The sequence below is a fragment of the Aromatoleum toluvorans genome (assembly GCF_012910905.1).
In the GTDB taxonomy this organism is placed as follows: domain Bacteria; phylum Pseudomonadota; class Gammaproteobacteria; order Burkholderiales; family Rhodocyclaceae; genus Aromatoleum; species Aromatoleum toluvorans.
On sequence record NZ_WTVN01000003.1, the window covers coordinates 148,817 to 169,052 of the forward strand.

The following is a 20,236-nucleotide window of genomic DNA, read 5'->3' on the forward strand; positions in this document are numbered from 1 at the left end:
GAGATCGATGACGGCCGGACCCGACACCCCCGCGGCGTTCGCCGCCCGGCCGCTCTTCGAACCGATCGCGGCGCTGCTCGGGCGCTTCAAGGCACCTACGCTTCCTGGCACTGCGCAGCTCGACGCGCTGCTGCGCGAAGTCGCCCCGGACGCGGCGAGCGGAGGTGAACGGCTGATCCGCTTCATCCCGCCGCCCGCGCACCCCTTCGCCTACGAGGAGCACATCTTCGCGACCGGCGAAGTGCCCACCCGCGCCGACGACTGGCATGACTTCTTCAACGCCCTCGCGTGGTGCGTGTGGCCGCGTGCGAAGGCGGCGTGCAACATCCTCCATCGGCGCGAGCGCGACACACGCATCGCAGCCGGCCTCCCCGGCCGCGGGCCGCGGCGCGATGCGCTGACCCAGTTCGACGAGTGCGGCATCGTAGTCGTGTCCAGCAATCCCGAGATTCCCGCCCTCCTCGCCGCGCACGAGTGGGAGGAGGTGTTCTGGGCGCGGCGCGCGCGGCTGATCGAGACCACCCGCTTCCTCGTGTTCGGCCACGGCACCTGGGACCAACTGCGCGAACCCTTCTTCGGGCTGTGTGGCAAGGCGTTGTACCGCGTCGTTGATGTGGGCTGGCTAGCCTTGCCCGCGGCCGAGCGACAGGCCGAGACCGACGCGTGGCTCGCCGCGCAACTGCTCGATGCCGGTCTGCTGCGCGCCCCGCGCGAGCTTGCACCGCTGCCGCTGCTGGGGATTCCGGGCGTCACGCCGGAGAACGAGTCCGTCGCGTATTACCGCGATACCCGTCAGTTCCGGTCGAAGCGCGTGCCGGTAGAGCAGCCATCGACGGCCGATTCCGCACAATCGTAGGGCGGATGAGCCGAAGGCGTAATCCGCCGCATGGGCGCCCAGTCGCTCGATGCATGCGGCGGAAGGCGCTGCGCTTTTCCGCCCTGCGAAAGCGCCATTGATGCCAGCCCCACGTGTCGGAACTGTGGCGCTGCAAGAGGCAGAGCGCCGTAAAATGCCGCCTGACCGCAAACACTCTCCTCACATATGCCCCGCTTCCAGTACGTCCTCTTCGATCTCGACGGCACGCTGATCGATTCCGCCCCGGCGATCCTCGCGAGCTACCGCCAGGCCTTCGCGACTGCAGGACGCACACCGGTGGTGGCGATCGACGAGTCCATCGTCGGGCCGCCGCTGGTGGAAACGCTGCAGATCCTGACTGGGACGAAGGATGCGCGGCTTATCGACGAGCTTGCCGCCCACTTCAAGGCGAGCTATGACACGACGGGTTACCGGGAGACTGCCGCCTACGCCGGGGTCGGCGACATGCTGGAGCGGCTCGCAGCGGGCGGGCGCACGCTGGCGATCGCGACCAACAAACGGCTGCACCCGACCCGCCTGATCCTCGATCACCTTGGCTGGAGCGGCTACTTCAAGACGGTGTATGCGCTGGATCTCTTCGAGCCGCGCCTGCCGACCAAGGCGGCGATGATCGCGCGGTTGATGGACGATCACGACATCCCCGAGCACGTATCGGTGTACGTCGGCGACCGCAGCGAAGACGGCGAATCGGCCGATGCGAACAGGCTGCCCTTCTTCGCCGCGACCTGGGGTTACGGCAGCCTGGTCCCTGCGGAGATGGCCGCGCACTGGCGCGCGTTCGCGACGCCCGCGGCGCTGACGGCGGCGCTGCTGGAAGACTGAAACCCTGCTGCGTCCGTCACGGGCGCAGATCGGCCGGGACGTCGATATCGGCGAGGATACCCGGATCGTCGCAGTCGATCCGGCGCAGCTGCTCCTTGTGGCCGACGATCACGCGCCGGGCGCCTTCGTCGCCTTGCAGCGCCAGCAGTTCGTCCTTCAGCGAGGTTGCGAACCCGACCGGGTGGCCGCGCTGCCCGTCGGTGAACGGCGCGGCGAGCAAAGCTCCGTCGCGGATTGCCGCTGCGACTGCAGCGATCGTATCGGGGCGGATGTAAGGCATGTCGCCGAGCGCGATGACCCAGCCGGCGGCACCGGGGGTTGCACGGATGCCGCACACGAGGGTCGCTGCCATGCCCTGCCCGGCGTCGGGACACAGGACGTAAGCGATTCCCGCGGCGTCGAAGTGCCCGCGCAGGATCGAATCCTCGGGGCGCACGACCGCGATCATCTCCCCCAGCGCGTCGCGCAGGTTTTCCGCGCTGCGCACGGCCACCGGCGTGCCGTCCGCGAGCGCATGGCACAGCTTGTTGCTGCCGAAGCGCGATCCCTGCCCCGCCGCGAGCAGGATGCCCATGATGCCGCGGGGCGAGGTCGATCGGTTCTCCACTTCTTCACCTCCGCGTGAATGCCGCTACAGCGCGGCAGCTTACCCGACCGGAGCGCCTTGCAAAGGGGCGTAGCCGGGACTGCTCAACCCATCCGGCGAAATGCGCTCCCGTTATTGCGTCGGATGGGGTGGCGTGCGGCTCATTGCCGCCGGTGGGCGCTCCGCCCCGCGAACTGCGGGGACGGAGCCGAGCGTTCAGCCCGGCACGCGCTCGATCACCAGCGCGATGCCGTGGCCGACGCCGATGCACAGGCTGACCACCGCATAGCGCCCGTTGCGCCGCTCCAGCTCGCGCGCCGCCGAAAGAGCGATGCGGGCGCCGGATGCACCCAGCGGGTGGCCGATCGCGATCGCGCCGCCATTCGGGTTCACGCGCGGATCGTCGAACGCGACGCCCATCAGCTTCAGGCAGCTCAGCACCTGCGGTGCAAAGGCCTCGTTGATCTCGATGACGTCCATGTCCTTCAACGTGAGCCCGGCGCGTGCGATCGCCTTCGGGATCGCATACGCGGGGCCGACGCCCATGATGCGCGGCTCGACGCCCGCGACCGCGCCCGCGAGGATGCGCGCCATCGGCTTCGCGCCGACCTTGTCGCCCGCCGCCTTGCTGCCGATGAGCAGCGCCGCCGCGCCGTCGTTGATGCCGGACGCATTGCCGGCGGTGACGACGCCATTCGGGAACAGGGATTTCAGCTTCGCGAGCGACTCGTAGGTCGACTCCGGCCGCGGGTGCTCGTCTTCGCTAACGACCAGCGGCGGCGTCTTGCGGCCGGTCGGCACCGAGATCGGCAGGATCTCGCCGGCGTAGAAGCCCGCTTCCTTGGCGGCCGCGTACTTCGCCTGCGACGCGGCGGCGAAGCGGTCGGAGTCCTCGCGCGAGATGCCGAAGTCCGCAGCGACGTTGTCGCCCGTCTCGGGCATGCTGTCGTTGCCGTACTGCTCGACGATCTTCGGGTTGGGGAAGCGCGCGCCGATGGTCGTGTCGAACACCTTGAAATCGCGGCTAAAGGGGGATTCCGCCTTCGCGACGACGAAGGGCGCGCGGCTCATGCTCTCGACGCCGCCGGCGACGTACAGCTCGCCCTCGCCCACCGTGACCGCGCGCGCCGTGTCCAGCACCGCGGCGAGGCCGCTGCCGCACAGGCGGTTGATGGTCTGGCCGGCGACCTGCGTCGGCAGGCCCGCGAGCAGTGCCGCGTGGCGCGCGACGTTGCGCGAATCCTCGCCCGCCTGCGCGGCACAACCCAGCACCACGTCCTCGATGTCCGCCGCCGCGAACGGCGAACGCTCGACGACCTCGCGGATCACGGTGGCAACGAGGTCGTCGGGACGGACCGGTGCGAGCGCGCCGGCGTGGCGGCCGATGGGGGAACGCAGACCGGCGTAGATGTAGGCGTCGAGCATGGAATCTCCTTTGGTGTGGTGTGTGGTTGTCAGTTTTCCGGCGTCGTCAGCGACACGCCCAGGCGCGCGCGACGGGTGAGCCACGGACTGGGGCGATAGCGCGGATCGCGGTAGAACTCGTGCATGCCGTCGAGGATCGCGAGGATGGTCGCGGCGCCGAGAGAGTCGCCCAGCGCGAGCGGCCCCTTCGGATAACCGAGTCCCAGGCGCACGGCCGAGTCGATGTCCCCGGGCGTCGCGACGCGCTGCTGCGCGATGTCGCAGCCGATGTTGACGATGGTCGCGACGACGCGCTGCGCGACGAGGCCGGCGCTGTCGCGCACGACCGACACCGCCTTGCCGCCGGCGGCGAGCGCCGCCCACGCCGCGTCGCGTGCTTCGGGCGCGGTCACGGGCGTCGTCATCAGTGTCAGGTGCTTGTCGACAAAGAGCGGATCGAGCGCCAGCGTGCGCTTCGGGTCCAGCCCTTCGGCGAGCGCGCAACTCGTCGCGTCGGTGCCGAGTGGCAGCACGATGCACACCGAGCCCTCGGCGGGACGATCGCCGCGGTCCAGCGCGACGCCCTGCGCCTCCAGCACCGCGACGACGCGCGCATGCAGGGCCGGGTCACGCCGACTCAGCCACAGCGGTTGCGGCGCGACGTCCGGCACGGAGGGCATGGCGACAGGCTCGGCGCTGCCGTCCTTGTATAGATAGAACCCCTGCCCGCTCTTGCGCCCGAGCAGGCCGCCGGCGAGACGCTGGCGGGTGATCGGCGACGGGCGGAAGCGCGGCTCCTGGTAGTACTGGTCGTAGATCGACTCCATGACCGGATGCGACACGTCCAGCCCGGTGAGGTCGAGCAGCTCGCACGGCCCCATGCGGAAGCCGACCGATTCCTTGAGGATGCGGTCGAGCGTCGCGAAGTCGGTGATGCTTTCGCCGAGCACGCGCAGCGACTCGGTGAGGTAGCCGCGGCCGGCGTGGTTCACGATGAAGCCCGGCGTGTCGGAGGCGCGCACCGGCGTGTGGCCCATGCGGCGCGCAAGCGCGATCAGCGCATCGCCCACGGCCCGGTCACCGCGTACGCCGTCGATGATCTCGACGACCTTCATCAGCGGCACCGGGCTGAAGAAGTGCAGGCCCGCGACCCGCTCGGGACGGCGGCAGGCGGCCGCGATCGAGGTCACCGACAGCGAGGAGGTGTTGGTCGCCAGCACGCAGTCGTCCGACACCACCTCTTCGAGCTCACGGAACAGGCCGCGCTTCGCATCGAGGTTCTCGACGATCGCCTCGACGACGACGTCGCAGCCGGCGAGCTCGGCGACGCTAGACGCGACCGTCATCCGCCCGGTCGCCGCACGCGCGTCCGCCGCGTCGATCTTGCCCTTCTCGGCGAGCTTCGCGAGCATGCCGCCGACCGCATCGCAGGCTTCCGCTGCCGCGCCCGCGCGCGTGTCGAAGAGCCGCACCGCGACGCCCGCCTGCACGGCGATCTGCGCGATCCCGCGGCCCATCAGGCCGGTACCGACGACGCCCAGCGTCAAATCATTACGCATCGCATCGAACATCGCTCACACCCCCTCGAAACCGGCCGGACGCTTGTCGAAGAAGGCCTGCATGCCTTCCTTCTGGTCGCGGCTCGCGAACAGCAGCTGGAAGGCCTTGCGCTCGAGCATCAGCGCCGCGTCGAGCGAGGCGTCCTGACCGGCGAGCAGCACTTCCTTGATCTGCATGATCGCGAGCGGCGGCAGCGCGGCGATCTGCGTCGCGAGCTCCATCGCGCGCGCCTGCACCTCGGCGTCCGGCACGACCTCGCTGGCGAGGCCCATCTCGCCCGCCTCGCGCCCGGAGACCGGCTGGCCGGTCAGCACCATCTTCATCGCCTTGAACTTGCCCACCGCGCGCGCGAGGCGCTGCGTGCCGCCGGCGCCCGGCATGATCCCGACCTTGACCTCGGGCTGGCAGAAGGACGCGCCCTCGCCCGCAACGATGATGTCGGCGTGCATCGCGAGCTCGCAGCCGCCGCCCCACGCGAAGCCATTGATCGCCGCGATGACCGGCTTCGGGCAGCTCGCGATCGCGGCCCACAGGCGCTGCGTGTTGCGCAGCATCATCTCGATCGCGCCCGCTTCGGCGAACTCGCGCAAGTCGGCGCCCGCGGCGAAATACTTGTCACCGCCCGTCAGCACGATCGCGCGCACCTCCGCCTCGCGCCCGAGCGCGGTGAAGTGCTCGGCCAGCAGGGTGCGGACCTGCTGGTTCAGCGCATTGCGGGCTTCGGGCCGGTTGATCCGGACCACCGCAACCTGCGGGTTCGGCCGTTCGACGACTACTGCATCCATCTCGCTCTCTCCTTGGGTCCGCACCGCGAACCGTTGTTCTGACTATTTTGGGAAATGCACGATACTGCTTTTCCGTGCAAGGATAAACCCCTAGAATCGATTGACCGGGCAATATAATGCCTTTAAAGCCCCGTTCCGCTGATCCAACCCCACCTGCCCGCGCCGCGGGCGAACAAGGAGTCCCGATGAACACACCCCGCGTATTCGCCATCGACGGCGTCGTGCCGGTCGTCGACCCGACCGCCTACGTGCATCCGAGCGCCGTGCTGATCGGCGACGTCATCGTCGGCCCCGGCTGCTACGTCGGCCCCTGTGCGAGCCTGCGCGGCGACTTCGGCCGCCTGATCCTGCAGGCGGGCGTCAACGTGCAGGACACCTGCGTGATCCACAGCTTCCCCGAGCACGACACCGTGGTCGAGGAGAACGGCCATATCGGCCACGGCTCGGTGCTGCATTGCTGCACGATCAAGCGCAACGCGCTGGTCGGCATGAACGCGGTCGTGATGGACAACGCCGTGATCGGCGAGAACAGCTTCGTCGCCGCGTGCAGCTTCGTGAAGGCGGGCATGGAAGTGCCGGCGAATTCGCTGGTTGCCGGCGTGCCGGCGAAAGTCGTGCGCGAGCTCAGCGAGCAGGAAATGGCGTGGAAGGTGCGCGGCACCGGGATCTACCAGAACCTGACGGTGCGCTGCCTCGCGACGATGGAAGAGACCGACGCGCTGACGGCGGTGGAGCCTGGGCGCAAGCGCATCGTGATGCCCGAGATCGTGCCGCTGAGCGAGCAGAAAAAGCGTAGCTGATGAAAAAACCCGGCTCGACGCGAAGGCGTCGAGCCGGCCACAACTCCGGCGAGTCCGGGAGAAGGGAGCAGGAAGAACTGCGCCGGAGGCGGGACGCTCAATGAGACCGTCCCACGAATAAACCTCAGTGTTCGGCAACGGCAGCCTCGCCGTGCATGACAACGAATTCCGACAGGGGCGCACGCTCGGTCACGAGCGCGTTCTCGGGCGCGTCGGGGTCGGCGTAGCCGAGCGCCATGCCGCACACGAGCTGCTCGTGCTTGCCGAAGCCAAGCATGTCCGAGATGATCCGGTGGTACGGATTCCAGGCCCCCTGCGCACAGGTGGATAGCCCGCGCGCCTCGGCGGCGAGCATCACGTTCTGCAGGAACATGCCGTAATCGAGCCAACTGCCCTTCTCCAGGCGCCGGTCGATCGTGAAGAAGAGTCCGACCGGGGCGTCGAAGAAGCGGAAGTTGCGCCGCATCTGGAGCCGCACCCCTTCGCGATCACCCTTCTCGATGCCGAGCCGGGCGTACAGGCCCCAGCCGCTGCGGCGGCGCCGGCCGAGATAGGGCTCGACGAACTCGGCGGGGTAATACGCGTATTCCGGCACATGGCGGTCGTCGCCCTGGTCGAAGGCCGCACACACGGCATCCACCAGCGCATCGCGCTGCGCGCCGGCGACGACGTGCACGCGCCACGGCTGGATGTTGTTGCCGGACGGGGCGCGCGCGGCGATCCGCAGCATGCCTTCGATCGTGCCCGTATCGACGGGGACCGAGAGGAATGCCCGTATCGAGCGGCGGCGCGAGATCAGCCAGTCGAGCACCGCCTCGTCGCCGCCGAACGAGACGACGGGATCGTCCCGCACGCGCGCGTTCATTCGCCGGCGGCCCGGATCATGTTGCGCGCGATCACGAGCTGCTGGATCTGGCTCGTGCCCTCGAAGATGCGGAACAGGCGCACGTCGCGGTAGAAACGCTCGATGCCGTATTCCGACAGGTAGCCGGCGCCGCCGAAGATCTGCACGGCACGATCGGCCACGCGGCAGCACATCTCGGACGCGAAGAGCTTGGCGCACGCGGCTTCGGTGCCGACGTCACGGCCCTCGTCGCGCTTGCGCGCGGCGTCCACAACCATGCTGCGTGCGGCATAGATCTCGGCCTTGCTGTCGGCGAGCATCGCCTGGATGAGCTGGAATTCGGCGATCGGCTTGCCGAACTGCTTGCGCTCCAGCGCGTAGCGCAGCGCGTCCGCGAGCATGCGCTCGGCCTCGCCGACGCAGATCGCGGCGATGTTGATGCGGCCCTTGTCGAGCACCTTCATCGCGGTCTTGAAACCGACCTCTTCCTTGCCGCCGATCAGGTTCGCGGCCGGGATGCGGCAGTCCTCGAAGATCACGTCGCAGGTATGGGCGCCCTTCTGGCCCATCTTCTTGTCGATGTGGCCGAGCGACAGGCCCGGCGTGCCCTTCTCGACGATGAAGGCGGAGATCCCGTGCGCGCCCTTCGCGTCGGGATTGGTGCGCGCCATCACCGTGAAGATGCCCGCTTCGGGCGCGTTGGTGATATAGCGCTTGGTGCCGTTGATCACGTAGTGGTCACCATCGCGGCGCGCCGTCGTGCGCAGGCTGCCGGCGTCGGAGCCGGCGTCCGGTTCGGTGAGCGCGAAGGAGCCGATGATCTCGCCGGAGGCGAGGCGCGGCAGGTAGTCGCGCTTCTGCTGGTCGGTGCCGTCGATGACGATCCCTTGCGCGCCGATGCCGTTGTTGGTCGCGAACAGCGAACGGAAGCACGGCGAGGTCTGGCCGATCTCGAAGGTCGCAAGGACCTCCTCTTCCATCGTCAGCCCCATGCCGCCGTATTCCTCGGGAATCGACAGGCCGAAGAGCCCCAGCTCCTTCATCTCGGCGACGAGTTCCGCCGGGATCTGGTCGGTCTCGGCGACGTGCGCCTCCTGCGGCACGAGGCGCTCGCGCACGAAGCGCGAGATCGTGTCGAGCAGAATGTTGAGTGTCTCCTGGTCGCGGATCATGTCGTGTTCCCTCTCCGATGCTGTGTTGTGTTTGTCGGGTGATGCAATGGTCCGCGTCCCGGCCGGGAACTCCCGGCCGGAATGCGTGACGGGACGCTGCTTACTTCTGGTACTTGCGGAACTCGGGCTTGCGCTTCTCGCGGAAGGCGTTGCCGCCCTCGGCCGATTCTGCCGTCTCGTAATAGAGCTTGAGCGCGTGCATCGCCAGTCCGCCCATGCCGCGGATCATTTCGGTATCGACGTTGAACGACTTCTTCGCCAGCGCGATCGCGGTCGGGCTCTTCTCGACGATCTCGTCGCACCACTTCTTCACTTCGGCGTCGAGCTGGTCGTGCGGCACGACGGCATTGACGAGGCCCATCGCCAGCGCTTCCTGCGCGGTGTAGCGGCGGCACAGGTACCAGATCTCGCGCGCCTTCTTCTCGCCGACGACGCGCGCCAGCAGCGCGGTGCCGAAGCCGGGGTCGACCGAGCCGACGCGCGGGCCGGCCTGGCCGAGCTGCGCCTTGTCGGACGCGATGGCGAGGTCGCAGATCGTCACGAGCACGTTGCCGCCGCCGATCGCATAGCCGTTCACGCGGGCGATCACGGGCTTGGCGATGTCGCGGATCGCGCTCTGCACTTCCTCGATCGGCAGGCCGATCGTGCCGCGGCCGCCGTAGCCGCCGTCCTGCGTGCCCTGGTCACCGCCGGTGCAGAACGCCTTGTCGCCGGCGCCGGTCAGCACGACCACGCCGACGCTGCGGTCGAAGTCCGCATCCTTCAGCGCGTGGATCATTTCCTCGCAGGTCTGGGCGCGGAAGGCGTTGTACTGCGCGGGGCGGTTGATCGTGATCGTCGCGATGCCGTCCTGCTTGGTGTAGAGAATGTCCTGGTATTCCATCATCTGCTCCTGGTTCGATTGCTTGAATTCGTGCTGACGTTCGTTAACCGGCCATCGTCAGGCCGCCCGACACGCTCATCACCTGACCGGTGATGAACGCGGCGTCGTCGCTGGCGAGGAAGGCCACTGCGCCCGGCAGGTCGCCCGGCTGGCCGAGGCGGCCGAAGGGGACGGCGCGGGTGAAGGCTGTGCGCAGCTTCTCGCCGCGTTCGCCTTCGCCGCAGATGTCGTCGAGCAGCGGGGTGTCGGTCGGGCCGGGGCACACGACGTTGATGTTGATCTGCTGGCGGGCGAGTTCGCGCGCCATCGTCTTCGAGAACGAGATCAGCCCGCCCTTGCAGAAGGAGTACACCGCCTCGCCCGACGACCCGACGCGGCCGGCGTCGGACGCGACGTTGATCACCCGGCCGCGGCCGCGCTCGCGCATGCCCTTGACGACCGCGTGGTGCATGTACAGCGCGCCGTACAGGTTGATCGCGACGATCTTGTCCCACAGCGGCTTTTCGGTGTCGAGGAAGTTGCCGACCTTGTCCCAGCCGGCGTTGTTCACCAGCACGTCGATCGGGCCGAGTTCGCCTTCCGCGGCGGTCACGGCGGTGATCACGGAATCCTGGCTGGTCAGGTCGACCGCATAGGCGCGCGCCTTGCCGCCGGCAGACTGGATTTCCGCGGCGACGGCTTCGGCCGCTTCGCGGTTGATGTCGAACACGGCGACGCTCGCGCGCTCTTCGCCAAAGCGGCGGCAGATTGCGGAACCGATGCCACCGGCACCACCCGTCACGATCACGACCTTGCCTTCAAGACCTCTCATTTTGCTTCCTCCTGTTGGGTAACCATCAATTCGGCCCGTTGCGTCCGGGCCATGCTTTGCGATTCAATGGGCGCCGTTCGCAAACGACATGACGCCCCGATGAAAGACCTTTCCGCTGCCAAGGACCTCGCCACGATGGAGATCAGCAACCGGCTGTTCTTCCGTTTCTTCCAGGCCGCGAACACGCTGCACACCAAGGGCACGCAGGCCCTCGACGAGTTCGGCGTGACGACGCAGCAGTGGTCCGTGCTCGGCGCCCTGTCCCGCCCGAAGGTCAAGGAAGGCATGGGTATCGGTGAGCTGTCGCGCTTCCTGCTCGTCAGCCGCCAGAACCTGTCGGGCATCCTCACCCGCCTCGAACGCGACGGCCTGATCGAACGCGCAACCAGCGCCGAAGACCGCCGCTCCGTGAAAGTCAGGCTCAGCCCGAAGGGCGAGGAGCTGTGGGTCAAACTCGCCGATCCCATCCACGACTTCTACGACCAGGCGCTGAAAGGCTTCTCGTTCGATGACCGCTTGCAGTTCATCCATTACGTGAGCCTCTTGCAGCGCAACATGGCCAGGCTTTAGATCTCGTGCGCCGCCAGTTTCTGGCGGCCGATGATCATCTTCATGATGTTCGCGGTGCCGTCGCCGATCTGCAGGCCCATGACGTCGCGATAGCGCTGACCGAAGTCGTAGTCGCTCGCGTAGCCGCCGTGGCCGTGCGTAAGCAGGCACTGGTGGATGATTTCGCAGGCGAGCTTGGGCGCCCACCACTTGCACATCGCCGCCTCGGCCGTGTGTTCCAGTCCCTGGTCCTTCAGCCACAGCGTCTTCAGGCATAGCGCGCGGCAGGCCTCGTACATCGTCTCGGCTTCGGCGAGCGGGAAAGTCACGCCCTGGAAGTCGCCGATCTTCTTGCCGAAGGCCTCGCGCTCCTGCACGTAGCGCCAGGTCTCGTCGAGCGAGGCGCGCACGACGCCCATGCACTGGATGCCGATCAGCGCGCGGCTGTAGTCGAAGCCCTGCATCACCTGCACGAAGCCCTTGCCCTCGTCGCCGAGCATCATCCCGGCCGGCACGCGCACGTCGTCGAAGAAGATCGAGCCGCGGCCCACCGGGCGAGTACCGATGTCGTCGAAGGCCGTGCGGGTGATGCCCGGCAGATCCATCGGCACGAGGAAGGCGCTGATGCCGCGGGCGCGGTCGGCTTCGCTGCCGGTGCGGGCGAACACCACCGCCACGTCCGACTGGGTGGCCATCGAGATCGAGGTCTTCTCGCCGTTGAGCACCCAGAAATCGCCGTCGCGCGTCGCCTTCAGCTTGAGGCGCGCCGCGTCCGAACCGGCGCTCGGCTCGGTCAGCGCGATCGCGATCGACTTCTTGCCGGCGATGACCTGGCCCAGCCACTCCTTCGCGATCTCCGGCTGCGCGTAGTTCGCGACGATCTGGCCGCACAGCGAGGTGAGGAGGTTCACGTACGAGACGTTGAAGTCGCCGTAGGAGATCTGCTCCAGCAGCAGGCCGCTGGTCACGCAGTCCACGCCCAGGCCTCCGTGCGCTTCCGACAGTTCCGGCCCGAGGAAGCCGAGCTCGCCCATCTCGCGGATCACTTCGCGCTCGATGCGCTCGGCTTTTTCACGTGCCTTGTAGCCGGGAGCGAGACGCTCGCGGGCATAACGGCTGGCGGTATCGACGAGCGCCTGCTGCTCGGGGCTGAGACTGAAATCCATCGCTGCTCCTCCTGTGTAGGTTTTGCGCATTCTAGGGAGTGCCGAACTTTTCTGTCAATACATTGCTATTTAACTTTTCGACGGACGAAGATGCGAACACGCCAGAATCAGTAACAATGCTTGTACGAAGCCATCCGTGTCAGACACTTAGGTCACCACAGCTATTTCATGGAGATCCGTTACCGCCGTCTGATGTGCAAAGATATTGACTTAGGTTTGCAAAGGGAATAGCTTTGCGACGCCGTCGGCGAAGGTCGACGGGCGAGATCAACGAGCGGGACGTGCTCCGGCAAGGACGGGCGCGACAGGTTTCGGGCGACGCTCTTCCCGCCGTCGCGCGGACCAGGTCGCCCCTTCCCATGAGGCGGTCTCGCTAGACGACAATCGAGGGTTGCGCGGGCCACGCGTCCGCGGACGAGGAGAGAAAAAGATGAACTTCGAACCGGTGCTGATCGCCGACCGCATGGCTCCGATGAAGGCCGCTGGCCTGTGGCGCGACGAAACGATCGACGTGCATTTCCAGCGCGCGCTGGCGAACTGCCCCGACAAACCCGCCGTGGTGGGGTACCGCGACGGCCAGGCGGAGCCGGTGCGCCTCAGCTATCGCGAGCTGGACCGGCGCGTCGACCTGATCGCGCGCAATCTTGTCGCGCTCGGCGTGGGCCGCAGCGACGTCGTGAGCTTCCAGCTACCCAATCGCTGGGAATTCGTCGCCCTTTCGCTCGCCTGCGCGCGCATCGGTGCCGCCGCGAACCCGGTGATGCCGATCTTCCGTCAGCATGAGCTGAGCTACATGCTGAACTTCGCCGAATCGAAAATCTTCGTCGTGCCGACCGTGTTCCGCAAGTTCGACCACGCCGCGATGGCACGCGAACTGCAGCCGAAACTGCCGCACCTGAAACAAGTGGTGGTGGTGGATGGCGACGGCGACGACAGCTTCGACCGCGTGCTGATGCGCGAGGACGCGCCGCCCCTCTCCGGCCCGGGCATCGGACCCGACGACGTGTCGCTGCTCATGTACACCTCCGGCACCACCGGCGAGCCCAAGGGCGTGATGCACACGTCGAACACGCTCTTCTCGAACCTCCACGCCTACAGCGCGACGATGGAGTTGAGTCCGTCCGACATCATCCTCGGCGCCTCGCCGATGGCGCACCTCACCGGCTACGGCTATCTCGCGATGCTGCCGGTGGTGCTGAATGCGACCACCGTGCTGCAGGAAATCTGGGATGCCCCGCGCGCGCTGGAAATCGTCCGCGACGAAGGCGTGACCTTCAGCATGGCATCGGCGGCCTTCGTTGCCGACATGTGCGCGGCGGTCGAAGCTGGTTCCCCTGTTTCGCCGCAATTCACGCGGTTCAACTGCGCCGGCGCGCCGATTCCCCCAGTCGTGATCCAGCGCGCGTGGGAGCTGATGAGCCTGACCATCTGCTCCGCGTGGGGCATGACCGAAACCGGCGCGATCACCGTGACCGAGCCTGCCCGCGCGCTGAAGAAATCCGGCGTCTCCGACGGCCGCCCTTTGCCCGGCATCGAGCTCCGCATCGTCGGCCCGGACGGTGCCGAATTGCCCAGTGGCGAAACTGGTGAGCTGCTGATCCGCGGCTCGTCGCTTTTTGCCGGTTATCTCAAGCGCCCCCAACTCAACGGCGTCACCGCGGACGGCTGGTTCGACACCGGCGACATGGCGTTCCTGGACAGCGAGGGCTACATCCGCATCAACGGCCGCAGCAAGGACATCGTGATCCGTGGCGGGGAGAACATCCCGGTCGTCGAGATCGAGAACCTGCTCTACCGTCATCCGTCGATCACCACGGTCGCGGTCGTGGGCTACCCGGACCGCCGCCTCGGCGAACGCGTGTGCGCCTTCGTGTCGCTCAAACCCGGCTGCAGGCTGACTTTCGAAGAAATGACCGCCTATCTCGACAAGCAGCAGGTCGCGAAACAGTACTACCCCGAGCGCCTCGAGATCGTCGAAGACCTGCCCCGCACGCCGGCCGGCAAGCTGCAGAAGTTCAAGCTGCGCGAGACCGCCAAGTCTTTCGGCAACGGTCAGTGATGACGACGGGAAACGACGAGATGACTTCGGTAATCCTCACCGAGACGCGCGGCAAGGTCGGCCTCATCCGCATCAACCGCCCGGAAGTCTTCAACGCGCTCAACGACGACGTGATGAGCGCGATCGGCCAGGCGCTCGACGGCTTCGAAGCGGACCCGGGCATCGCCTGCGTCGTGGTCACCGGCTCCGAAAAGGCCTTCGCCGCCGGCGCGGACATCGCCGCGATGCGCTCGATGGACTACATGGACGCGTACAAGGGCGACTTCATCACGCGCAACTGGGAACGCCTCAAGACCTTCCGCAAGCCCACGATCGCCGCCGTGTCGGGCGTCGCGCTGGGCGGCGGGTGCGAACTGGCGATGATGTGCGACATCGTCTTCGCCGCCGAAAACGCCCGCTTCGGCCAGCCGGAGATCAGGATCGGCACGATCCCCGGCGCCGGCGGCACGCAGCGTCTGCCGCGCGCGGTGGGCAAGACCAAGGCGATGGACCTGTGCCTCACCGGGCGCATGATGGATGCACAGGAAGCGGAGCGCAGCGGGCTCGTCGCGCGCATCTATCCGGCGGAGAGCGTGCTCGACGAGGCGCTCGCGGCCGCCGCGAAGATCGCCGAGTTCTCGCTGCCGGTGCTCATGATGATGAAGGAAACGGTCAACCGCGCCTTCGAAGGCCCGCTCAACGAAGGCCTGCTGTTCGAACGGCGCACGCTGCACGCGACCTTCGGACTGGCGGACCAGAAGGAAGGCATGGCCGCCTTCGTCGAGAAGCGTCCGCCGCGCTTCACCCACCGATAAGCGTCTGCATACGGCCCCGCGCATCCGTCGCGGGGCCGACCGCTCAAAGTCTGGTGCCGTTCGTCCACACGGGCTGCAGGTCGGGCACTGCGGCTGCGCGGCCCATGCACGTGCGATAGCGCATGTTCACCCTGTCGGCGAACCACGCCGTCGTAATCTTGCTCGTGATCTTGGGGCTCTTCAGCCGGATCTGCGGAACCGCCTCGCGGGGCACCGGGCGCCCCGCCGCTTCGTCGGCGAGCGCGAACACCCGCTGGTAGAGCTTCGTCTGGCCGAAGGCGTCGGATTTCTCCTGTCGCAGGGCGGATTCGATCTCGACCGCGTTGAGCCGCAAGCGCCGCGAAATCCTCGCCGCCGCCCGCTGCGTATCGCTCGCGACCGCGCTCGCGCGCCCGTCGTCGTAGCGCAGCAGGTCTCCGTCCGGCACCAGCTTCTGCCCCGTCACCTTGGCCAGGGCCAGCTGGAATGCCGCATTGCGGCTCGCGTAATGGCCGGCGTTGAAGTCTGCGAAGCGGTAGACCGCGCTGCGGTAGGGCGCGGGATAGTCCAGCAGGTGCGCAATGCCGAAGTACACACCCCCGCGACGCGAGAACACGGCTTCCCGCACCCGGCCGTTGGTTGCGCCGGCATAAGGTTTCTCGCGCGCATGCTCTTCCGCGAACGCGACGCTCACCTGCATCGGGCCGCCCGTGTGCACCGGGTTGTATCCGCTGAGCAACAGCTTTCCGCCCGGCACCTCGTCGATGATGTCGCCGTAGAGGATGCTCATCTGGCGCTCGGTCTTCAGACTGTCGATGCGCTGGCGGTAGGTCCGCCCGTCGCGCGAAGGCTTCGCCAGCGCGGCATCCAGCGCCATTTTCGGAATCAGGTAGCGCTTGCGGCGCGTTTCGATCTCGCGCCACACGATGCGCGACAGGCCGGGCACCACGGGATCCGCCTGGAAACCCGATTCCTGCTCGATGACGGCGATGGATGCGCAGAAGTTTTCCGCGCTCGGCGCGAGGCGCAGCCCCATGAAGGCTGCGACGATGTCGGCCGCCCATTCGTCGCGCTCGCGGGTGACGCCGGGTGGCAGCAACGCATAGACGAACCTGCGCGCGTCCTGCTCCTGCACGCGCGGCGGGAAGCCCGGGACGAAGCGGCCGTCTGCCGGGGCGGGCGGCACGACACCGGGAGGCGGAACAACGCCAGGCGATGGCACGACACCCGGCAGCGGCACGGCGCCCGGCAGGGCTGAACCGCCCGGCACCGGCAGGGCCGATGCGGACGAAAGCGTGTCGGGCGTCCGCATCTCGACCGGTGCGGGCGCCTGCACGGCGGGGGGCGGCGGAACGGCGGCACAGCCGCCAAGCATTGCGGCGGCAAGGCCGAGAAGAATGGGGACAGGTCGGAAGATGCGCTGCGGAGTCATCGGGCGAGGCACAAGGAAATCAGGCCGCGTCTCCGGAGGGATTCCCGATGCCGCGGCGCGCGGGCAGCCACGACCTTGGCCGGGCCACCAGACAGGAGCGCAACAGTACCAGATTGTGCGGCGCGATTTCGCCCTTTTTCCCGCCCCGCGCGGCCATACGATGCGCTTGCACTATCCGTGCCGCACATACCGTCGCATGGGTCTACCATGTCGATGCGGGCTCGCGGAGGGCACGTGCCGCGACCACCAACGATACGACGACAACGGAGAGAGTTCATGAGGATTGCAGTGATGGGAGCCGGCGCAGTCGGCTGCTACTACGGCGGCATGCTCGCGCGCGCCGGTCATGAGGTGACGCTGATCGGACGTCCCGTGCACGTGGACGCCGTGAGGCGCGATGGCCTGCTGCTTGACACGCGCGATTTCCAGGAGCGCGTGCCGGTGCGGGCGAGTACCAGCGCCGAGGCCGTACGCGGCGCGCAGCTCGTGCTGTGCTGCGTGAAATCGACCGACACCGCCAGCGCCGCCGTGGAGCTGGCGCCGCACCTCGCGACGGAGGCGATCGTGCTCAGCCTGCAGAACGGCGTCGACAACGCGGAGCGGCTGCAGGCGCTATTGGGCCGCGAGGTCGGCGCCGCCGTGGTCTATGTCGCGACCGAGATGGCGGGACCCGGTCATGTGAAGCACCATGGCCGCGGCGAACTGGTGATCGGCCCGTCCGACGCGTCCGCGCGGCTCGTCGAACTCTTCGCCGCCGCCGGCGTGCCCGTCGAGGTGTCGGACAACGTCGTCGGCGCCTTGTGGGCGAAGCTGATCCTCAACTGCGCCTACAACGCGCTGTCGGCGATCACGCAACAGCCCTATGGCCGGCTCATCGTGGGCGACAGTGTCGAGGACGTGATGCGCGATGTGGTGCAGGAGTGCCTCGACCTGGCGTGGGCCGAAGGCATCACGGTGCCGGGCGACAGCTGGGAATCGGTGCAGCGGATCGCACAGACGATGCCGGCGCAGTTCTCGTCGACCGCGCAGGATCTCGCGCGCGGCAAGCGCAGCGAAATCGATCACCTGAACGGTTTCGTGCTGCGCCGGGGCAAGGCGCTGGGCGTCGCGACGCCGGTCAACCGCGCGCTGTACGCCGTGGTGAAGCTGCTGGAAGAACGCGCTGCCGGCGACGCCGGCCAGACCGCATCCCCTGCTGCCTGACCGACCTACCCCGGCGCCGGATCACCGCGGCTTGCGCTGCCCGGTCGGCTGGCGCCGGGGCGCATCACCCCGCCGCGGCTTGCCGCGCCCGCCTACCCGGCCCTTCGAATCGCGCCGCCGCCCGTGCTGGCGCGCAAGCATTTCGTCGATCGTTTCGGAGGTGCTGCGCGCGAGCGCCACGGCGACTTCGGCGTCGGGATAATGCTTCGGCAGGCGGTAGCCCAGCCACGCATAGGCCGAGTACTTCTTGCACGCATCCTCGGCCGCCTGCAGCGCGTAACGTCCGCTGCCCATCGGCTCGATCGCGAGATGCGAGGTGCGCTCCTTCGACAACGAACGCGCCCATTCCTGCCACGCCTGGTTGAGCGATTCGACGCGCGTCGACACCGGCACGAGCGACAGCGTGAAGCGGTGCTCGAGCGACAGCGGCAGCGTGTCGAGCCAGCGCGCGCGCTCGATCTGCTCGGTGAGGTCGCCGGGCAGGAAGAAGTCGTCGGTGAGGTCGATGTTGCGCGAGAAGAGTTCGAGCAGCCGCGCGAGCGCGCGCTCACCGGTCGCGGCCGAGATGCTTTTCAGGTGGTGCAGTGAAGGCGTCACGTAGAAGCCGCGGCTCGACAGCGGATCGGCGGACGTGCGCATCAGCCGGCCGACGATGCGGTGCGTGTGATCGTCGAAGCCCGCGACGAGGCCGGCCTCGTGCAGGCCGAAGCGCCCTGCCCGCCCGGCGATCTGGTGCGTGAGCCAGGGCGGCAGGATGTCCTCCGAGATGCCGTCGAACTTCTTCGCGGTCGAGAACACCACCCGCGCGACCGGCAGGTTCAGCCCCATGCCGATCGCGTCGGTCGCGACGACGATGTCGGCCTCGCCGTCGCGAAAGCGCTGCGCCTGCGCGCGTCGCACCTCCGGCGACAGGTTGCCGTAGATCGTCGCGACGCGAAAACCCGCCTCGGCGATGTTGGTCGCCCAGTTCAGCACGTCGCGGCGCGAGAACGCGATCACCGCGTCGCCGCGCCGCAACTGGCCGATGCTGCCGACCGCGCGTTGCGCCATCTCCAGCGGCGACTTGCGTTCGAGCGTGCGCACCTCCAGCTCGCAGCCGAGACGCTCGGCGAGGGCTTCCACTGCCGGACGCGCGGACAGCGCGCCGAGCAGGAACACCGTCTTCGCGGCGGCCCCGCACACCGCCGCCGTCCACGCCGAACCGCGTTCGAGGTCCTCCAGCATCTGGATCTCGTCGATCACCGCGACCTCGACCGGCCGCGACGTGTCGAGCATCTCGATGGTGCTCGCGACGTGGGTCGCGCCGGGGGTGATGCGCCGCTCCTCGCCGGTGACGAGGCTCACCGCGACGCCGCGGTCCGCGAGGCGCTCGTAGTTTTCCAGTGCCAGCAGGCGCAGCGGCGCCAGATACACGCCGCTCGCCGCCTGCGCCAGCGCCTCCATCGCCTGGTGCGTCTTGCCCGAATTGGTCGGCCCCAGGATCGCGATGAAACGGCGCCGCATCATGTACGCCGTCTCGAAGGACTCCGGATAGCGCGTCAGCTTGACCGTGTCGCGCGCGGCCTCCGCCAGCGTCTCCGCGCGGCGGCGCACCGCCGCTTCCGCAAGCCGGTCCTCGACGATGCGGAAGCGCCGGCTCGCCAGTTCCTTGCCGGTCTCCAGCGCACGCAGGAAGCGCGCACCGTCCAGCCCTTCGGCCTGCGCCCGCTGCAGCACCCCGGTGACGAAGGCGCGCACGTCGGCCTCGAACTCGGCGACCGACGACATGTGAAGCCGCTCGCGCACCAGCGCGAGGTGCTTCTCCTCGGGCAGCTTGCGCCACTTCTGCACGCGCGCCAGCACGCAGCGCTCGGGCACCAGACGATAGGGGAAACGCCGCCCGCCGGCCTCCACTTCGCCGGCGACCTCGATCGCCACCGCCCCCTCGTTGTGCACGAGGCGTGCGTTGAAGCTTTGCAGCCACAGATGCAACTCGCGCGCCACGTCGAGCAGCGCATCGTCGCCCTCCGGGTCCTCCCCGGCCGGTACGGCGGCTTCGGGGTCGATGAAGAAATCGTCTTCCAATTAAGGTGTTCCGTGCATCAAAGGGTGGAGGGTCTCACGTCCGGGCCACGAAGCGGTAGTCCGCGCAGCGATCTCGCGCCGTTCGCCCGTATCGCCGCAGAAGACATGCCGCATCCATCCAGTCATTCCAATTCAAGATGCATTGCATCAGAATAATTCACTTTACGTGATCCGTTGCCGCCGGTAGCCTGCGCTTCCCCACCGATCCACCGACAGCGGAAGACGAACATGCCCTACGTGAACATCAAGATTACGCGCGAAGGCGCCACCCCGGACCAGAAGGCCGAACTGATCCGCGGCGTCACGCGGCTGCTGCAGGACGTTCTCGGCAAGAATCCGCAGACCACCGTCGTCGTCATCGACGAGGTCGACACCGACAACTGGGGAATCGGCGGCGAAAGCGTGACCGTCCGGCGCAAGCGCGGGCAATGACCCGCGACCCCGGC

Annotated in this window: 19 protein-coding genes; 8 read left to right on the forward strand and 11 right to left on the reverse strand. The window is 67.9% G+C overall.

All coding sequences use genetic code 11. From position 1 onward, the window contains the following. The first annotated feature begins 7 nt into the window (after positions 1-7). Both GPA22_RS03675 and GPA22_RS03680 read left to right on the forward strand, forming a co-directional pair. Positions 8-856 carry a DUF3025 domain-containing protein gene (locus GPA22_RS03675; RefSeq protein WP_169254746.1) on the forward strand — a complete coding sequence of 283 codons (849 nt, stop codon included), beginning with the start codon at positions 8-10 and terminating at the stop codon, positions 854-856. Positions 857-1,042: 186 nt separating this feature from the next. Further along, positions 1,043-1,699 (forward strand): HAD family hydrolase, encoded by a 657-nt coding sequence (locus GPA22_RS03680; protein ID WP_169254747.1) that lies wholly within the window; start codon positions 1,043-1,045, stop codon positions 1,697-1,699. A 16-nt stretch (positions 1,700-1,715) separates the two neighbouring features. Here the strand turns inward: GPA22_RS03680 and GPA22_RS03685 are convergent, their stop codons facing one another. The 4 genes from GPA22_RS03685 to GPA22_RS03700 form a co-directional block, all read right to left on the reverse strand. Further along, positions 1,716-2,306 (reverse strand): nucleotidyltransferase family protein, encoded by a 591-nt coding sequence (locus GPA22_RS03685; protein ID WP_343035939.1) that lies wholly within the window; start codon positions 2,304-2,306, stop codon positions 1,716-1,718. A gap of 195 nt (positions 2,307-2,501) precedes the next feature. Beyond that, the gene (locus tag GPA22_RS03690) at positions 2,502-3,710 is read right to left on the reverse strand and encodes a 3-oxoadipyl-CoA thiolase (RefSeq protein ID WP_169254748.1); all 1,209 of its coding nucleotides are present in this window, start codon (positions 3,708-3,710) and stop codon (positions 2,502-2,504) included. A gap of 29 nt (positions 3,711-3,739) precedes the next feature. Next, complete coding sequence (locus GPA22_RS03695) at positions 3,740-5,248, reverse strand: 3-hydroxyacyl-CoA dehydrogenase (protein WP_246264039.1); 1,509 nt, start codon at positions 5,246-5,248, stop codon at positions 3,740-3,742. 15 nt (positions 5,249-5,263) lie between these two features. Next, on the reverse strand, positions 5,264-6,034 hold the full coding sequence (locus tag GPA22_RS03700; protein ID WP_169254750.1) for an enoyl-CoA hydratase: 771 nt from the start codon (positions 6,032-6,034) through the stop codon (positions 5,264-5,266). 185 nt (positions 6,035-6,219) lie between these two features. On the opposite strand from GPA22_RS03700, the gene paaY reads away from it, so the two are divergent. Next, entirely contained in the window at positions 6,220-6,834 is a 615-nt protein-coding gene (gene paaY / locus GPA22_RS03705; RefSeq protein WP_121428831.1) for a phenylacetic acid degradation protein PaaY, read from the forward strand. Positions 6,835-6,958: 124 nt separating this feature from the next. Here the strand turns inward: paaY and GPA22_RS03710 are convergent, their stop codons facing one another. The 4 genes from GPA22_RS03710 to badH all read right to left on the reverse strand — a co-directional run bounded on the left by GPA22_RS03710 (position 6,959) and on the right by badH (position 10,544). Then, entirely contained in the window at positions 6,959-7,687 is a 729-nt protein-coding gene (locus tag GPA22_RS03710) for a nitroreductase (protein WP_343035940.1), read from the reverse strand. An 8-nt stretch (positions 7,688-7,695) separates the two neighbouring features. Next, on the reverse strand, positions 7,696-8,850 hold the full coding sequence (locus GPA22_RS03715; protein ID WP_169254752.1) for an acyl-CoA dehydrogenase family protein: 1,155 nt from the start codon (positions 8,848-8,850) through the stop codon (positions 7,696-7,698). 100 nt (positions 8,851-8,950) lie between these two features. Then, a complete protein-coding gene (gene badI / locus GPA22_RS03720; protein WP_169254753.1) occupies positions 8,951-9,733 on the reverse strand; it encodes a 2-ketocyclohexanecarboxyl-CoA hydrolase in 783 nt (260 codons plus the stop codon). 43 nt (positions 9,734-9,776) lie between these two features. Further along, a complete protein-coding gene (gene badH, locus GPA22_RS03725) occupies positions 9,777-10,544 on the reverse strand; it encodes a 2-hydroxycyclohexanecarboxyl-CoA dehydrogenase (protein WP_169254754.1) in 768 nt (255 codons plus the stop codon). A gap of 99 nt (positions 10,545-10,643) precedes the next feature. On the opposite strand from badH, the gene GPA22_RS03730 reads away from it, so the two are divergent. Further along, positions 10,644-11,114 carry a MarR family winged helix-turn-helix transcriptional regulator gene (locus GPA22_RS03730; protein ID WP_169254755.1) on the forward strand — a complete coding sequence of 157 codons (471 nt, stop codon included), beginning with the start codon at positions 10,644-10,646 and terminating at the stop codon, positions 11,112-11,114. On the opposite strand, the gene aliB is transcribed toward GPA22_RS03730, so the two are convergent. Further along, positions 11,111-12,259, reverse strand: a complete 1,149-nt coding sequence (gene aliB, locus GPA22_RS03735; RefSeq protein WP_169254756.1) for a cyclohexanecarboxyl-CoA dehydrogenase — start codon at positions 12,257-12,259, stop codon at positions 11,111-11,113. The genes GPA22_RS03730 and aliB overlap by 4 nt on opposite strands. 430 nt (positions 12,260-12,689) lie before the next feature. Here aliB and aliA point away from each other — a divergent pair, with 430 nt between their 5' ends. Next, positions 12,690-14,318: a cyclohexanecarboxylate-CoA ligase gene (gene aliA, locus GPA22_RS03740; RefSeq protein WP_169254757.1), complete on the forward strand. Its 1,629-nt coding sequence runs from the start codon at positions 12,690-12,692 to the stop codon at positions 14,316-14,318. Positions 14,319-14,338: 20 nt separating this feature from the next. Next, positions 14,339-15,112 (forward strand): enoyl-CoA hydratase, encoded by a 774-nt coding sequence (locus GPA22_RS03745; protein ID WP_169254758.1) that lies wholly within the window; start codon positions 14,339-14,341, stop codon positions 15,110-15,112. A 43-nt stretch (positions 15,113-15,155) separates the two neighbouring features. Here the strand turns inward: GPA22_RS03745 and GPA22_RS03750 are convergent, their stop codons facing one another. Further along, the gene (locus tag GPA22_RS03750) at positions 15,156-16,523 is read right to left on the reverse strand and encodes a DUF1615 domain-containing protein (protein ID WP_169254759.1); all 1,368 of its coding nucleotides are present in this window, start codon (positions 16,521-16,523) and stop codon (positions 15,156-15,158) included. A gap of 276 nt (positions 16,524-16,799) precedes the next feature. On the opposite strand from GPA22_RS03750, the gene GPA22_RS03755 reads away from it, so the two are divergent. After that, entirely contained in the window at positions 16,800-17,726 is a 927-nt protein-coding gene (locus GPA22_RS03755) for a ketopantoate reductase family protein (RefSeq protein WP_169254760.1), read from the forward strand. 21 nt (positions 17,727-17,747) lie between these two features. Here GPA22_RS03755 and GPA22_RS03760 read toward each other — a convergent pair whose 3' ends face one another. Beyond that, positions 17,748-19,790 (reverse strand): helicase-related protein, encoded by a 2,043-nt coding sequence (locus GPA22_RS03760; RefSeq protein WP_211168908.1) that lies wholly within the window; start codon positions 19,788-19,790, stop codon positions 17,748-17,750. Between the two features lie 174 nt (positions 19,791-19,964). Here GPA22_RS03760 and GPA22_RS03765 point away from each other — a divergent pair, with 174 nt between their 5' ends. Then, complete coding sequence (locus GPA22_RS03765) at positions 19,965-20,222, forward strand: tautomerase family protein (RefSeq protein WP_281374092.1); 258 nt, start codon at positions 19,965-19,967, stop codon at positions 20,220-20,222. The last annotated feature ends 14 nt before the right edge of the window (positions 20,223-20,236 follow it).